The following is a 14,306-nucleotide window of genomic DNA, read 5'->3' as shown; positions in this document are numbered from 1 at the left end:
ATTTTAAGGTGATAGTAGGATAATAGGAAGAAAGAAGCCTTCAATTGCACGCGGCAGACCGTGTGCGGTTGGGGCTTTTTACTTATTTCTATTGAAAAGTTGTAAACCTCATGATACTTTGGTAGGAACAACCAAGTGGATGGTGACCTATGAAAAAATTCGCATTCGGACTCATTTTAGGAGCCGGCTTAGCCTTCACAGCCTCGGCTCATGCTGAAACGATTGAAACGGCGGTTGGCAAAGTAATTGAAGGGACATTTTCGGTGAAAGTCGACGGAAGACCGCTGCAGCAGCAAGCCATAGTTGTAGAGGGAACCAGCTACTTGCCGGTGCGTGAGTTTGCAGATGTGACCGGGTATGAGGTTACATTTAACCCGGAAGAACAGGGGATTAAACTGTATAGGATCTTGCCGAAAATGGATATAAGCTTTATTGAAACACATGCCTACAATTTGGCAGCAGAGATTAAAATGCTGAGGTATGTTCACTATTATTTACCGGACGGGGCCAAGAAGGAAGAGTACGCTAAACGGATAGAGGCCAAGAAGGCCGAAAGAGATGCGGTTTTGGCGGGATTAAAGGCCCATGGAGCCGAACTGAAGGCCGAACGTGAAAAGCAGGAGGCGAAGCTCGATGCATTAAAGGAAGAGATCGAAGCCAAGTTAGAGGAGTATCGGGGGCTTACTCTCGAATAATAACAGAGCCATCATCGTCAGTTCACCGGAGAAAAGCCCAAATTTTAATAAGAAAGCAGCCTTTGCCTGAAAATCACCATTATCGGGCTTAGGCTGTTTATTTTTTGTTAACGAACGTTATAAAGGTAGTCTCCCTGAAATCAGGTATAATGAACAAAAACGGCTCGGGTGAGGATTCCTATGAGAATCGGACAATTTAGTGAAACAAACGGGATCAGCATCGATACGGTTCGGCATTATATGGACCTCGGTCTGATCGTCCCTGAAAAAAGCGGAGGACAGTATCGCTTTGATGAGCGCTGCCAGCAAGACCTTGAGCTGGTTTTGGAGCTGAAAGAAATGGGCTTCACGCTTCAAGAAATGAAGCGGATTTTTGTGATTAAGCATCTCGCCACCTTAACCGGGTACGAGAAGCATGCAGCGTACCAGTCCTTATTCCGCGATAAGTATCAAGCGATGGAAGAGCAGATCAAGCAGCTGGAGCAGGCGAAGCAAAAGCTGAAAGAGAAGCTCGATGCAGCCGCGGCAGACGGGGAAGGTCCGGTCTCAATCGGGGTGCCGCTGGCTCTATTGGAGCGGCTGCGGTGCTTCCGCTGCAAGCAGCGCTTAACGCTGCAGGACGGAATCATTCAGCGCAATCAAATTATGGAGGGGATGCTCCTCTGTTCATGCGGGGAGCAGTATCCGATTGAAGCGGGGATCTTGTGCGCAGGAGATTGCAGCCAACAACGCGATGCCCCGGTCGAAATCCCGCATCAGCATCATATTTTTGATTATATCGAGGCCACGGATCCCTACTATTTAGAGAATGTCTACCAAGGCACGGAATGGGCGAAACGAAAGCTGAACCAAGTTCCGCTTCGACATAAGCTGCTATTGGATCTCGGCTCTGGAGTGGGCTTTTTTCTGCGGGCGGTCTATTCGGAGCTGCCGGATGATTGCATGTATATCGCAGTCGATCACCATATGAAATGGAATCGATTTTTGAAGCAATCGCTCGAACGCACGGGTATTCAGAAAAATGTAGTTTTCATTTGCGCCGATTTTTTGCAGCTTCCGCTCGTGGACGAATGTGCGGACGTGGTCATCGATGCGACGGGCTCGAGCAACTATGGCTTCGAGCATGAGCAGTTTTTGCTTGGGTGCATCGATCCGCTGGTGAAGCGGGATGCGCACTTGCTTGGCTCCTATATTGCCTTCCATCATTTTAGTACGGACAGTAAGATTGAGCCGCGGCTGCGCCATAATTTCATCAAGCAGCGAATACAAGAGAATTTGCAAGGACTCCGTTACATTTCGCTTGATGAAAGAACATCGCCGAACATGGATCAGGGCGGTGTGTACGAGGATTTTTTTGTGCAGGGAGAAGAGGTTTATACCTACTCTTATTTTGGAAAAAGGTCGGGTTAACCCCGCCTTTTTTTATTTTCCCCTTATAAAAAGCCTCATTCTCCATCTTGTCGTTGGGTGTACACAACCCGCTATACTGTGGTTCATTCAGATGAAACGGAGTGGTCGAGATGGAGGCAGTACGACATGAGCCGGGGCTTATTCATGGCGGGGAGAGGAAAACTGACAGCTTGGAAAAACGCAATATCGTTTTGTATTCTGCGGGCAAGACGATTTCCGTGCTTGGCACGGCGATGTTTCAATTTGCGCTTGGATTGTATGTGCTGCAGCTGACCGGCTCAGCGATGAGCTTCGCAGTGACTTTAGTGCTGGGCATCGTTCCCTATATTATTTTGCATCCGGTGGCCGGGGTGCTGGCCGATCGGGGCAGCAAAAAAATGATTGTCGTCACGATGGATTTTGTAAGCGGCGGGCTGCTTCTTGCCATGTACTTTGTATCGATTGCATATGGCTTGCACCTGCTGCTGATCTATTCGGTGACGCTGTTGCTTACGGTGTGCAGTGCGTTTTTTGGAGTGGCCTTAGAGGCGGCGAAGCCGAATATGGTTTCGGATGCGCGTCTGATGCGATTAAATTCGATCAGTAAAGTGATTGACTCGATTTCCTCCATCGCGGGACCGATGATTGGCGGGTTGGTGTTTGCACTCTGGGATATTCGGGCGTTCATTCTGTTTAATGGGGTTTCCTTTCTCTTTTCCGGGTTGATGATGTTGTTTATTCGGTTTCGGCTGTTTTGCGAGGATAGGCCGAAAGAAGACGCTGCAGGTGAATCGATCCGCTTTATGCGCGAAATCAAGGCCGGTTTTCGCTATGTATTCACCCAAAACCAGCTCCTGCAGCTATTTGTCGTGTTGATCTCGATCAATTTCTTCTTGGGCTTTGCCATTACGGTGCCGCTGCCTTATATCATTACGACGGTTCTTCGGCTGGAAGCGGTGGAATTCGGCATCATACAGGGGGCTTTTCCGGTGGGGATGATCGTGGGTGCTTTAGTTGTCCAAAGAATCATTCAATCGCTTCCTTATGGAGTACTGCTACGCCGGTTATGCTGGGGATTGTCGGTTGTGATGATTTTCTTGGGCCTCCCGGTGCTGCTGCAGAGCTTGGGGGCGTTCACGGATGCTTCTGTGTTTTCTATGCTGTGCACGGGCTTTTATGTCGTCTTGATGGCTGGTGCGGGAGTGATCATCTCTCTCATTGATATCCCGCTCTTTTATTATATGCAAAAAGAAATCCCCGACGAATATCGGGGGAGAGTGCTCAGTATCTCCTTAAGCACGGGGAAAATCATGCTGCCTGTCGCGATGCTTGCATCCGGTTTTCTGCTGCCGCTGCTTCCTTCCTATGTGCTGACTGCGGCGGGAGGCGCACTCTTTTTGCTTGCAACGCTCCGAACGTCGCGTAACTTCGACCTCCCGTTAGGAAAGTCAGCCGCGGCTTCTACGGAAGCTTAACTGTTATGAACGATCCAAGGAGCTGAACATTCGCGCCATTGTTCTAGAAATTGACAATTGATGGGCCGTTTTCTATGATTGATTCTATGAATCTAGGATAATGGAGGGCTATAATTGGACTTGGAATCGATACTGATTTTTATTAAATTCGCCTTTCTTGGACTGGTACAAGGATTTACGGAGCCGATTCCGATCTCGTCAAGCGGTCACCTTGTGATTGCCGAGCATGCATTCGGACTTCACATTGAAGGCCTTAGCTTTGCGGTTCTGGTGAATTTCTCTTCTTTGCTTGCCATCCTGCTCATCTATCGGCAAGATCTTATTCTTATCGTTCGTAACGCTTTGCGGTTTCTCACCAAGAAAGACCCTTCCGGTAAATCGGATTTTATGTTCGCTGTGTACTTAATCATCGGTACCGTTCCCGCCGCTATTATCGGTATTCTTTTTAACGATTTGATTTCTCAACAACTGAGTGGAATGAATACGATTGGAATCACACTGTTGATCACGGGGGTCGCGCTATGGCTCATCCGAAACTTGAAAGGGAAAAAGCAGGATAAAGACTTATCGTGGCGCGACGCTGTCATTGTAGGCTTCGCGCAAGCGGTCGCCCTGATACCCGGGATCAGCCGGTCCGGCGCTACAATTGTCGCTTCGATGGGGCTGGGAATGAAGCAAGAAACGGCGTTGCGATTTTCGTTTATGCTTTATATTCCTGTCAGTATCGGAGGGATGCTGCTGGAGGCCAAAAATCTGATTGGCGATCCCTTGCTTGAAACCTATGCACTGCCCTATGCAGCCGCATTCGTTTGCTCGCTCGTTGCTTCCTATTTCTCTTTAAAATGGTTTATGGGTATTATGGCGCGCGGCAACCTAAAGTGGTTTTCCTTCTACTGCTTTTTTGCTGGAGCAGCGGTATTGATGTTTCTCTAGTTGGCGTAAAATAGAAAAGCTGTCCCCTAGTCATATGACTGGGAGACAGCTTTTTTATTTCAAAAACTACGATTCGGATCGATTCTGCTGCCCAGTACCGATTCGCGGTCATAATGCGGGTAATCCATGTAACGCTGGACCTCGCGTGCAGCCTCGGGGCCGGCAATGGACTCGACAAAGTAGAGTCCTAAATCCAACGAGGCGGCAATACCGCCGCCAGTGTACAGCTCTCCGTCCTGAACAACCCGCTGCCGCAGGACGGAGGCGCAATAGGGCTCGAGCTCCGCATAGGCCAGCGGATTCGTCGTGATCTGTTTGCCGGCTAGAAACCCGGCGGCTCCGTAAAGCAGCGCTCCGGTACAGACGGACGCTTTATAACGCACCGTCTCCGCGGTTTGCAGCCAGCGGATAAATTCCTCATCATGCACGAGCTTGCGAGTAGCTGCGCCGCCGGGCATAAACACAAGATCATACGCCGACAAATCCGGCTGAACCCTATCGATCCCGATGCGCATGCCGCGGTCATCAGTCACTTCCGGCGCCATGGCGCAGTAATCCCATGAAAGCTGCTCCATGTACCCAAGCCGCTTCAACCACGTCACCGCATTGTGGAAGCCGGAAAAATCGAGCGTCGTCATATCGTTAAAGAAAATAAATGCGATTTTCATCGATAAGCACTCCTTCCATCCTCGTCAACCTCAAAAATACTGTCTACCACAAGCGGCAGCTGATCACGCAGCGAGCTAGCCCCCATTACAGAGCGGGCATGGACCCCGCGCTCCCCAAACACCTCAACCATCAACTCGGAAAATCCGTCCAATACCAAGTGGGGCTCGGCAAAATGCGGCTCCGCGTTAACAAAGCCCTGCACCTTCACGACACGTCGGACGCGATCCAAACTGCCGAGTGATGCCTTGACGACGGCAAGCACCTCGAGGCCTGCGGCTCTTGCAAAAGCATAGCCATCGTCGGTGGTAAAGGCCGAGCCTAGTTTTCCTCGGGGAGATCCGGAAGGCCCTTTTCCAGATACGAATAACAGTCCGTTGGCCTGCACGGTATTAGCATAACGGGCGGCGGGAGGGCTCTGGGCGGGGAGCCGTAAGCCTAGCCGTAACAGCCGATCTTCAGCGGAATCTTTCATCTCATATCCTCCTTTTTCGTTCCATCTGGCGGTTGTTGGAAATCTATAGAAAGCTTATACTGATACTGACCTGTAAAAAAGAATCAGTTTGGAAAAATATAAGCAGGTCAGAGGTGCGCGGTTGTACGAATTTATCATGTCTGAAGAGGGCGAAGGCCCGTTATATAAGCAGCTGTATATACAGCTCAGATCGTTGATCGTGGATGGGAGTGCGAAGGACGGCAGTAAGCTCCCGTCCGTGCGTTCGCTCCAGCAGCAGCTGAAATTGAGCAAGACGACGGTGGAATCGGCGTATCAGCTGCTCGCAGCGGAAGGCTATATTTACAGCAAGCCGCGAGCCGGCTTTATTGTGGTTCGCCCGAAGTTCGTTTGGGCAGCGAAGCCAATGGGGAGCGCAGAGAGAGCGGCCCAAACCACTACAGCGTTCCAAGGCGGCATTGCCGCAGCATCGCATGTCATCCATCACGCATCCGCGCCAAAGCTCATTGATTTCAGCCTGCTGGACGTGGATGCAGAGACCTTCCCGGCGAAGGCGTGGCGCTCGGCGTTGGCCGAAGTGGTGAACCGGCATGGCGGCCGGCTGCATCAATATGGCGACCCGCGCGGGGAGCTTGAGCTGCGGCAAGCCATCGCGGATTATGTACGCACGGCAAGGGGAGTCCTTTGTTCACCGGAGCAAATTGTGATCGGCTCAGGGCTTTCCTACAGCTTGTATTTGCTCACCAAGCTTCTTGGAGCGGCCGGCCCAATCGCTTTCGAGCAAACCAGTATTGCGCAAGTAGCGCATAAATTTACCCAGCATGGATTTGAAATTGTCCCTTATCCGCTCTTTGAAGAGCCGATGGAAGGTCTGGGCTCTGACCCAGGGCTGCAGGGCGTTTATGTGACGCCGTCCCATCGCCCATCCGGTAAGCCTATCACGTATGCGATGAAGAAGGAGCTGCTGGGATGGGCGGCTTCTCAGGATGCGGTAATCATTGAGGATGATTACGACGGTGAATTCCGCCATCAGGGAAAGCCTCTTCCTTCCCTACAGGGGCTCGACGAAGACGGAGTCGTTGTATTTTTAGGCACCTTCTCCAAATCATTTACTCCGGCTCTAAGGCTAGGGTATATGATTCTTCCGGAGAAGCTCTTGCGCCGGTTGGACGGTATGGAGCATATCTTATCCAGCCCATCCCGGATGGATCAGCTGGCCATGAGCATTTTTATGGAGCGCGGGCTTTGGTTCCGCCATATGAAAAAAATCCGCAGCGTGTACCGGAAGAAACGCGTCTTTCTTACTGGGCTTCTGGAACGGGAGCTTGCTCCGCTGGTTACGGTGAAAGCGGAAGGGGCGGGGCTGCATCTAGAGCTGTTCGTACATGCAAGCGGGCGTGCCGGGCAATGGATTGAGGTTGCCGAAGCGGAAGGAGTTAAGGTGTATGGGCCGCAATACGAAGCTGCAGCGGGCGGGACGCAGGAGCATCGGCTGTTTTTAGGGTTTGGCGGGCTCACCGAGCGTGAGATGGAGGAGGGCGTCGCCCGTTTGAAAAGGGCATGGCGTAATTCGGCACCGGTTTAATAGAATAGAAGTACCAAGTGAAAAGGAGTGAATGCCCATGATCAGCACAACCGAATCGCTGCAAAAGTTAGAAGAACTCACCACGCATTATGTGGAGGAGCTTCACCAGTATGAACTGGAGGAGCTGCGGCGAAAGCCGGATGAAGAGCAGTGGTCGCTCGGTCAAATGATTCTGCATCTCACCAACACGGCGCTGCGCACCCAAATACCCAACATCAAAACATGCCTTGCGGCGGATCAGGGGGGAGCGGCAGCTGCGGGAGAGAAAACCGAAGCGGGTCAAATGTTGTTTGGCCAAGGAGGATTTCCGAATACCCGAATTCGGATTGAGGGCAATCCCGGCCATACGCCGCCGCAGCCGGAGAGCAAGGAGCAGCTCATTCAAGGGCTGCAGGAGGTTGCGAACGGCATGAAGGAGCTGCTGCCGCTGCTGGAAAAGGCTTCCCTCGCAAGTACGGTTTCTCATGGAAGGTTTGGGGCGCTGCAAGCGGTAGAGTGGTTCCTGCTGGTGGAAATGCATTACCGCCATCATTTGAAGCAAAAAGATCGCATCAAAGCGTTTCTGGCAGGCAGCGTGTAATCTTCCGTGTACATAGAAGCTCAACGGGCCCTCATAAATTACATCGTCTTCCGGAATAAGTTTCCACCTGTTTCCTCAAACTAGGAGGGCAGCGACCTAAGCAGTAAAGGCGCTGTAACCGAAGATGTTGCAGGAGATGCGGGTATGGAAACGAACCGAAAAGAACAATGGATCACCTTTATGACGACATTAACCAAATGGCTGTTTTGGGGAACGCTGATCGGACTCGCTGTGGGAACAACGTCAGCCGGGCTTATTTTTACGAACGATGCTTTGACGAATACAAGGGAAGCGAACGGCTGGCTGATTTTCCTTTTGCCGATAGGCGGAGCGGTTATCGGGTTCCTTTACCGTTATTTTGGGGATGGCTCCAGAGCGGGCAACGATCTTATTCTTGAATATATCCATGACGGGAAAAATAGGGTTCCTTTACGTATGGGGCCGATTGTCTTTCTAAGCACCTTTATTACGAATGGATTAGGAGGATCGACCGGCAGGGAAGGCGCGGCCATTCAGATGGCAGGCAGCATTTCCGAGGCGGTGTACCGGCTGTTTCGGGTGGCGGAGGCTGACCGGAGAATCCTGCTGATCGCCGGAATTAGCGGCGGCTTCGGCTCCGCCTTCGGTACGCCGATTGCCGGGGTGGTCTTCGGCATGGAGGTCGTCGCTCTCGGCCGGCTACGCTTTGATGCGGTGGTTCCCTGCTTTATGGCCAGCCTTGTCGGCCACTTGACGGCGACGCTTTGGGGAGTCCAGCACGAGCACCACGTGATTGAGCAGCTTCCCGATTATACCGTATGGACATTTACGATGATCGTGCTGCTGTCCATTGGCTTTGGTTTAATAAGCATCCTATACTGCCAAATCCGGCATGGGATTTATCACTTCAGCAAAACCTATATGCCGAACCTGATCGTGCGAGGGTTTGTCGGCGGACTTATCCTTATTGCGCTTGTTTATGTAGTGGGGTCACGGGACTATTTGGGGCGGGGGCTGCCGATGGTGGACCAGGCCTTTGAGGGCACAGTTCCGGCCTTCGCCTTTTTCGCCAAAATTGTGTTTACTGCGGTGACGATGGGCACCGGCTTTCGCGGCGGGGAGGCGATTCCGCTTTTCTTTGTCGGGTCTACGCTGGGAAATGCACTGGCGCCTTTGGCGGGCTTTCCGGTCAGCTTCTTGGCCGCAGTCGGTTTAATCGCGGTCTTTTGCGGGGCATCCCAGGCTCCGCTTGCCTGCTTTCTCCTAAGCATCGAGCTATTTGAGGGGAAGGGAACCCTCTTTTTCTTCATCGCCTGTATCGTCAGCTACTTATGCTCCGGGCACCACGGGATTTATCCCACGCAGAAGATGTACGAGCCGAAGAGCCGGCTGCTCGACCTCCCGGCAGGCCGAACCATTTCCGCCATCGAAAAACAAAAGAAGAAACTGTCCTAGCGGAAAGCCTACCCGTTCGGTTTGCCGTCTTCCTTTAAGCTCTTTAGCAGCTTCTCCAGCTCTCCGATGGTGACAGGCTGGGCGTGTCTCATCAGCTCGTAGCCGATTCGGCCGTTCACCTCGATGGTCACCTTTTTTAGGTCGGAAATCTGGAAAGACCCTTTTTCCCGAAGCCTCATTTCCAGCTGGTGCTGCGTCATTCGGATTTTGCGCAACTGCTTCTCATCGACGACCCCATTTTCCACGACGGTAACGGCTTTCCCGGAAATGAATCGTTCAAACCATCGAAGCTTCACTTCCAAGTATTCAACGAGCATCAGTATTAGCAAAAATAACCCGACCGTGGCGGCGGACCGCCACACCGCTTTGTCGACAATGCCTTGGGCAAGCAGGTTTCCGATCGAAATCATAATGACTGTGGTGGCCGCCGTCATTTGGGCAATCGAGCGGCGTCCGGAGAAACGCAGCATCAAGATCCCGAAGATAACGATAAAAGCGCTTTTCCATACGATGTGCCAAGATAAATCCATGATCTCCCTCCTAGCTAGCGTTATTGTCCCAATTGTTAGAAGCCGTTATTCCGATGAAAAAGGTGAAGATTGACTGTAAAAGCATGAACGAAGACTTGACAAAGCGGAGTGAGCCCGATAATATAGATAAAAATTAATCGCACCGAATGATTAGTAGAAGAATCGATAAGGAATGCCTGCTTTAGCGCACGGAAACAGTTCAACTGGGTTCGGGTGAAAAGGCGCAGCGAGCCGATCGATGATGTTTACGGTAAATCGGTATGTTCTTTTTGGTTACACTACCAGAAGGGATATGCCGATTTTTTGCATGCTAAAGGGGATGGACGCGATGGATCGGTCACTGTCAAAAGGGGAAATGGAAAACCTGCTAAGCCGCGCTTTAACGCAATGGGAGAAGGAATATTTAGGGCGGGGCTCGGTGCTGGTAAAGTCCGATATTTTGCGGAATATGGTCATTGTACTGCTTAAGGGCATTCTGACTCCTGCGGAAAAGGAGCTTGCGAAAACCAAGGAAGGTCTTCTATCGATCAAAAAGATACGAGCCGACTTGGTGGAGTCCGGGCGGGAGCAGCTGGGTGAACTGATCGAGGACATCACCGGCGAGAAGGTTGTCAACTTCTACACCGATATCAGCACTCATACAGGCGAGAGGATTATGGTATTTGTTTTAGAGGACTCCTTGGAAAAAAGGTGGTCCTAAGGTTGAACTGGACGCTTTTCAAAAACCGCAGAGGTCGTTGAAAAGATACCGGGAGCATTCAGGCGAGTGGGCTTGATGATTTCCGGTTTTTTTTGTGCGCAAAAAAGATATAAAGGGGATGGAATGAGATGTTGGAGATCATGCTGCAAAATTTGATCACACCGGTTGTACTGTTTTTCGCCTTGGGGGTCATCGCCTCCTTTGTAAAGTCCGACCTGAAATTTCCGGCGGGCTTAAGTGAGGCGCTGAGCATTTATTTACTGATCGCGATTGGTTTGAAGGGAGGCATCGAGCTGTCCGAATATCCGCTGCAGGCCATGGCCAAGCCGATTGCTGCAGCGCTGCTACTGGGTACGCTGATCCCGGTGCTGGTGCTGACCCTTTTCCGCTGGATCGGCTTGGACTTAAAAAATGCCGTCGGGCTGGCGGCGAGCTATGGCTCGGTCAGTATCGTCACTTACGGCGCGGCGGTGTCCTTCTTGGGGCATACGCAGACGGAGTACGAAGGTTATATGAGCGCGATGGTCGCTCTGATGGAAAGCCCGGCGATTCTCGTATCGCTGTTTCTGCTTAAAGCCATCGAACAGAAGAAGTCGCTTCCACAATCGTACTCGCGCAGCTTCGGTATTGTCGGCACCCGTTCTTTATCAGGGTGGGTAGATCCGGAGGTCCTGAAAGAAAGCTTGTTCGGCAAAAGCATTCTGCTGCTGATGGGCAGTCTGCTGGTTGGCTGGATGGTCGGTCATGATGCGCTGCCTACGATTAAGCCGCTGTTTATCGATCTTTACGGCAGTATTCTAATCTTGTTCCTGCTGAACATGGGGCTGATCGCAGGCGAGCGTCTTGGCGCAATTCGCGAGCATGGCGTGAAGCTGATCCTTGCCGGCATCCTGCTGCCGGTTCTGCTGGGTACGCTGGGCGTGCTTGCAGGCTATGCTGCAGGACTATCGCTGGGCGGAATGACGTTAATGGGCGTGCTGGCCGGCAGCGCCTCTTATATCGCGGCTCCGGCAGCGCTGCGCGCTTCCGTGCCCGATGCGAATCCGTCGATTTACTTGGGATTATCGCTCGGCGTGACGTTTCCTTTTAATCTGACCCTGGGCTTGCCGTTCTTTTACTTGGTAGCGCAGTGGTTGGTATAGCATGAACGTTTGAAGAAAACCTAAATTTGACAGTAAGAATCATTCTCACTTATAGTAAGAGCATAAATCACCGCCTATTTTATGGGTGTGATGAATCGGAAGCTGCTCGAATCATGGGAGGAATGGTCAATATGTTAATTCAAACGAGAACGATTGTCGTGCAAGCCGGAAATGCCGATCAGGTCGTAGAACGGTTTACACAGCCGGGACCGATGGATGAAATGGAAGGCCTCGTGGATAAGACGGTCATGGTAAACCGCAGAAAGCAGGATGACCATGAAGAGGTTGTCGTTATGATCCGCTGGGAGTCCATTGACGCATGGAAGAACTGGGAGAAGAGCGACGCCCATATTCAAGGGCATCGTGACAGCAAAGGCAAAACGCCGCCGGAGTTCGTGGTCAGCACGACGGTGAATATGTACGAAGTGAAGGCCGTTAAGCCAGGTCTTGCTAGCTCGAAATAGGATCGTAAAGAGTACTCCAGCCAAGGAGTGCTCTTTTTTTATTCTCCTTTCCAATGGATGCGCGCCTGCTTCAGGCTATTGGAATGATACGTGATTACCAATTGTTATACCGAATTGTTATACCGAAAAATGTCCAAAACGGCGCTGGATGGCGTCCATGGGAGTTCACAGGCGAATGGTATATAATCCTTTCCAATGAGAATTGTTTTCAATAATCGAGGGGGAAAGACAGAATGGAATTTCGTAAGAATCGTGTTCGTAGATGGATGAGATCGGGGATAGCGGCAGCGTTGGTAGGTATGCTGCTGGTGCTTTCCGCCTGTGGGCAAAGTCAAGAATCTGCTGCGCAGACAGCGGAGGCGTCAACCCCTTCGACGGGTGCCGCGGCTCCTGCGAGTGAAAAGCCGGCGGCAGTGGAGCGGAAGGTTACGGATGAGCTCGGCAATGAAGTGGTCATTCCCGCTGAGCCGAAGCGTGTATTCGCCCCGTATCTGGAGGACTCGCTGCTGAAGCTTGGGGTGACCCCGATTGCACAATGGGCCAATGGCAGCCAAGGTCATGCGTACCTGCAGGATCAGCTGAAGGATGTGCCGAAGCTTGACTTCTCGGCAGGGCAGCCATCACCGGAAGTTGTCATGGCGCAAAATCCGGATTTCATTATATTGCATACTGCAACCTATGCCGCAAACGGGGCGTATGAGAAATATGCAAAGATTGCTCCGACCTATGTGTTTAAGAATGCTTCCGGGAACGTAGAGCAATCCTTGACCGTGATCGGCGAGCTGCTGGGCAAGACCGCGGAGGCCGATAAGGCACTGACCGATTTCCAGCAAAAGGTCAAGGTAGCGAAGGAAAAGCTGGACAAGGCCGTACCGGGTAAAAAGGCGGCAATTCTGCGTTTTGCTGCTAAAGGTGTGAGTCTGATGGGCGGCAATTATTTAAGCGGGTATGTGCTGCATGAGTACTTGGGAGTCGGCAAATCGAAGCTCGTGGAAAAGGAAAACAGCGCAAACATTTCGATCGAGGTTCTTCCCGAGATTGGGGCCGATTATATTTTCACATTGAATGCTTATGGACAGGGAGACGCCCGCATTAAGGAAATGACGGAGAGCGCGGTGTGGAAAGGCATTCCTGCTGTAAAAGAAGGACGTGTCATTCAGGTGGACGAAGCGTACTGGCTGGGAAGCGGATTCATTGCTTATGAAAAAATTATCGATGATATCGTCAAGTTTATGGCTCCCTAAGGAGGACTTCTTTTATGACTATTCCGCAAGAGGCAAAAGCCGGACCGGGGCAACGGATTCGTAAAAAGGTGGAGATTTCCCGCAGCGAGCAGTGGGAAATGGTGTCACGGGCCGAGGGCCGTACTTATCAAATTTTTGTAGCCAAGCCGATGGCGCCGATGCCGCCGTCGGGGTACCCGGTGCTTTATTTGCTCGACGCCAACTCGGTGTTCGGTACGATGACGGAGGCGATTCGGCTGCAGTGCCGCAGGCCGGATAAAACCGGAGTCACCCCGGCGGTTATCGTAGGGATCGGTTATCCGACAGAGGAGCCGTTTTCGCCGAATCGTTTCTATGATTTTACACCGGCCCCATCGACGGAGTATACCCGGACGCCGGGCGGTGCGCCGCTGCCGGAGCAGGGCGGAGCGGCTGCGTTTCTGCAGTTTATCGAGGAGGAGCTGAAGCCGGAAATCGAGCGGGAGTTTACGATCGATAAGAACAGGCAATCGATCTTCGGCCATTCGCTTGGCGGGCTGTTCGTGCTGTACACGCTGTTTTCGAAGCCGGATGCGTTCCAAAGCTATATCGCGGGCAGCCCGTCGCTGCATTGGAATAAGCAGCTGATGCTGGATGCGGAGCGGGAGTTTACGGCTCGCTTGGGGCAGGGAGCGGCACATCAGAAGGTGCTGATCGCCATGGGTGGACTTGAGGCCAGTCATGTATCAGGCAATTATATGCTTGCCAAGGAGCTTTCGGAACGGTTAGCCTGCTGCCCGAATGAAGGGCTTAAAGCGGAGTTTATCGATTTTGCAGGGGAAGGGCATGTATCGGTGCTTCCCCTCCTTATAAACCGGACGCTGCGTTTTTCGTTTGCTCCGGAGAGCGAGCAGCAGAGCTGAGTCTCCTACGATTTAATATAGAGGTCGAATAGATCGATTCACTTGGAGATTCGGAGTCCGCTCCCCCCACATGCGGTGCAATCCATTTTCGCGATGAAGCAATGGTTTACACCAGAAATGATTTTATGGAAGAT

At 51.8% G+C, this 14,306-nt stretch carries 15 protein-coding genes; 12 read left to right on the top strand and 3 right to left on the bottom strand.

Features of this window, described 5'->3' with window-relative positions:
* Positions 1 to 149 precede the first annotated feature (149 nt).
* The 4 genes from GQS10_RS05455 (at position 150) to GQS10_RS05440 (ending at position 4,492) form a co-directional block, all read left to right on the top strand.
* Positions 150 to 695 (top strand): hypothetical protein, encoded by a 546-nt coding sequence (locus GQS10_RS05455; RefSeq protein ID WP_166239838.1) that lies wholly within the window; start codon positions 150 to 152, stop codon positions 693 to 695.
* Positions 696 to 875: 180 nt separating this feature from the next.
* Entirely contained in the window at positions 876 to 2,105 is a 1,230-nt protein-coding gene (locus tag GQS10_RS05450; protein WP_166239837.1) for a MerR family transcriptional regulator, read from the top strand.
* A 110-nt stretch (positions 2,106 to 2,215) separates the two neighbouring features.
* A complete protein-coding gene (locus tag GQS10_RS05445; protein ID WP_166239836.1) occupies positions 2,216 to 3,559 on the top strand; it encodes an MFS transporter in 1,344 nt (447 codons plus the stop codon).
* A gap of 120 nt (positions 3,560 to 3,679) precedes the next feature.
* Complete coding sequence (locus tag GQS10_RS05440) at positions 3,680 to 4,492, top strand: undecaprenyl-diphosphate phosphatase (protein ID WP_166239982.1); 813 nt, start codon at positions 3,680 to 3,682, stop codon at positions 4,490 to 4,492.
* A gap of 59 nt (positions 4,493 to 4,551) precedes the next feature.
* Here GQS10_RS05440 and GQS10_RS05435 read toward each other — a convergent pair whose 3' ends face one another.
* Together GQS10_RS05435 and GQS10_RS05430 are read right to left on the bottom strand one after the other, a co-directional pair.
* Positions 4,552 to 5,160, bottom strand: coding sequence for a DJ-1/PfpI family protein (locus GQS10_RS05435; protein ID WP_166239835.1), 609 nt, complete (start codon positions 5,158 to 5,160; stop codon positions 4,552 to 4,554).
* Positions 5,157 to 5,633 (bottom strand): RidA family protein, encoded by a 477-nt coding sequence (locus tag GQS10_RS05430; RefSeq protein WP_166239834.1) that lies wholly within the window; start codon positions 5,631 to 5,633, stop codon positions 5,157 to 5,159. Before GQS10_RS05430 ends, GQS10_RS05435 begins: the two co-directional genes overlap by 4 nt.
* Positions 5,634 to 5,754: 121 nt before the next feature.
* Here GQS10_RS05430 and pdxR point away from each other — a divergent pair, with 121 nt between their 5' ends.
* From pdxR to GQS10_RS05415, 3 genes are all read left to right on the top strand, one after another.
* Complete coding sequence (gene pdxR, locus GQS10_RS05425; RefSeq protein WP_166239832.1) at positions 5,755 to 7,197, top strand: MocR-like pyridoxine biosynthesis transcription factor PdxR; 1,443 nt, start codon at positions 5,755 to 5,757, stop codon at positions 7,195 to 7,197.
* Positions 7,198 to 7,234: 37 nt separating this feature from the next.
* Entirely contained in the window at positions 7,235 to 7,777 is a 543-nt protein-coding gene (locus GQS10_RS05420) for a DinB family protein (RefSeq protein WP_207952145.1), read from the top strand.
* 144 nt (positions 7,778 to 7,921) lie between these two features.
* Complete coding sequence (locus tag GQS10_RS05415) at positions 7,922 to 9,211, top strand: voltage-gated chloride channel family protein (RefSeq protein ID WP_166239830.1); 1,290 nt, start codon at positions 7,922 to 7,924, stop codon at positions 9,209 to 9,211.
* Between the two features lie 8 nt (positions 9,212 to 9,219).
* On the opposite strand, the gene GQS10_RS05410 is transcribed toward GQS10_RS05415, so the two are convergent.
* A complete protein-coding gene (locus GQS10_RS05410) occupies positions 9,220 to 9,741 on the bottom strand; it encodes a DUF421 domain-containing protein (RefSeq protein WP_166239828.1) in 522 nt (173 codons plus the stop codon).
* Between the two features lie 328 nt (positions 9,742 to 10,069).
* Here GQS10_RS05410 and GQS10_RS05405 point away from each other — a divergent pair, with 328 nt between their 5' ends.
* From GQS10_RS05405 to GQS10_RS05385, 5 genes are all read left to right on the top strand, one after another.
* Positions 10,070 to 10,441: a Na-translocating system protein MpsC family protein gene (locus GQS10_RS05405; RefSeq protein ID WP_166239826.1), complete on the top strand. Its 372-nt coding sequence runs from the start codon at positions 10,070 to 10,072 to the stop codon at positions 10,439 to 10,441.
* Positions 10,442 to 10,569: 128 nt separating this feature from the next.
* Positions 10,570 to 11,583, top strand: coding sequence for a sodium-dependent bicarbonate transport family permease (locus GQS10_RS05400; protein WP_166239824.1), 1,014 nt, complete (start codon positions 10,570 to 10,572; stop codon positions 11,581 to 11,583).
* Positions 11,584 to 11,714: 131 nt separating this feature from the next.
* Positions 11,715 to 12,047, top strand: a complete 333-nt coding sequence (locus GQS10_RS05395) for an antibiotic biosynthesis monooxygenase (RefSeq protein WP_166239822.1) — start codon at positions 11,715 to 11,717, stop codon at positions 12,045 to 12,047.
* Positions 12,048 to 12,280: 233 nt separating this feature from the next.
* Positions 12,281 to 13,291 carry an ABC transporter substrate-binding protein gene (locus GQS10_RS05390; RefSeq protein WP_166239820.1) on the top strand — a complete coding sequence of 337 codons (1,011 nt, stop codon included), beginning with the start codon at positions 12,281 to 12,283 and terminating at the stop codon, positions 13,289 to 13,291.
* A 14-nt stretch (positions 13,292 to 13,305) separates the two neighbouring features.
* Positions 13,306 to 14,172: an alpha/beta hydrolase gene (locus GQS10_RS05385; RefSeq protein WP_166239818.1), complete on the top strand. Its 867-nt coding sequence runs from the start codon at positions 13,306 to 13,308 to the stop codon at positions 14,170 to 14,172.
* Positions 14,173 to 14,306: the final 134 nt, after the last annotated feature.

It is taken from the genome of Paenibacillus turpanensis, from assembly GCF_011421635.1.
GTDB classification, from domain to species: domain Bacteria; phylum Bacillota; class Bacilli; order Paenibacillales; family YIM-B00363; genus Paenibacillus_AK; species Paenibacillus_AK turpanensis.
Note: the sequence above shows the minus strand (reverse complement) of the source record. Positions and strands in the feature narration are given on the sequence as shown.

What these genes read in the sequence shown, in the direction of transcription:
- GQS10_RS05415 (WP_166239830.1), top strand. Translation starts at nt 7,922, where the DNA reads ATGGAAACGAACCGAAAAGAACAATGGATCACCTTTATGACGACATTA.
- GQS10_RS05390 (WP_166239820.1), top strand. Translation starts at nt 12,281, where the DNA reads ATGGAATTTCGTAAGAATCGTGTTCGTAGATGGATGAGATCGGGGATA.
- GQS10_RS05385 (WP_166239818.1), top strand. Translation starts at nt 13,306, where the DNA reads ATGACTATTCCGCAAGAGGCAAAAGCCGGACCGGGGCAACGGATTCGT.
- GQS10_RS05455 (WP_166239838.1), top strand. Translation starts at nt 150, where the DNA reads ATGAAAAAATTCGCATTCGGACTCATTTTAGGAGCCGGCTTAGCCTTC.
- GQS10_RS05430 (WP_166239834.1), bottom strand. Translation starts at nt 5,633, where the DNA reads ATGAAAGATTCCGCTGAAGATCGGCTGTTACGGCTAGGCTTACGGCTC.
- GQS10_RS05410 (WP_166239828.1), bottom strand. Translation starts at nt 9,741, where the DNA reads ATGGATTTATCTTGGCACATCGTATGGAAAAGCGCTTTTATCGTTATC.
- GQS10_RS05400 (WP_166239824.1), top strand. Translation starts at nt 10,570, where the DNA reads ATGTTGGAGATCATGCTGCAAAATTTGATCACACCGGTTGTACTGTTT.
- GQS10_RS05445 (WP_166239836.1), top strand. Translation starts at nt 2,216, where the DNA reads ATGGAGGCAGTACGACATGAGCCGGGGCTTATTCATGGCGGGGAGAGG.
- GQS10_RS05405 (WP_166239826.1), top strand. Translation starts at nt 10,070, where the DNA reads ATGGATCGGTCACTGTCAAAAGGGGAAATGGAAAACCTGCTAAGCCGC.
- GQS10_RS05420 (WP_207952145.1), top strand. Translation starts at nt 7,235, where the DNA reads ATGATCAGCACAACCGAATCGCTGCAAAAGTTAGAAGAACTCACCACG.
- GQS10_RS05435 (WP_166239835.1), bottom strand. Translation starts at nt 5,160, where the DNA reads ATGAAAATCGCATTTATTTTCTTTAACGATATGACGACGCTCGATTTT.
- GQS10_RS05395 (WP_166239822.1), top strand. Translation starts at nt 11,715, where the DNA reads ATGTTAATTCAAACGAGAACGATTGTCGTGCAAGCCGGAAATGCCGAT.
- GQS10_RS05450 (WP_166239837.1), top strand. Translation starts at nt 876, where the DNA reads ATGAGAATCGGACAATTTAGTGAAACAAACGGGATCAGCATCGATACG.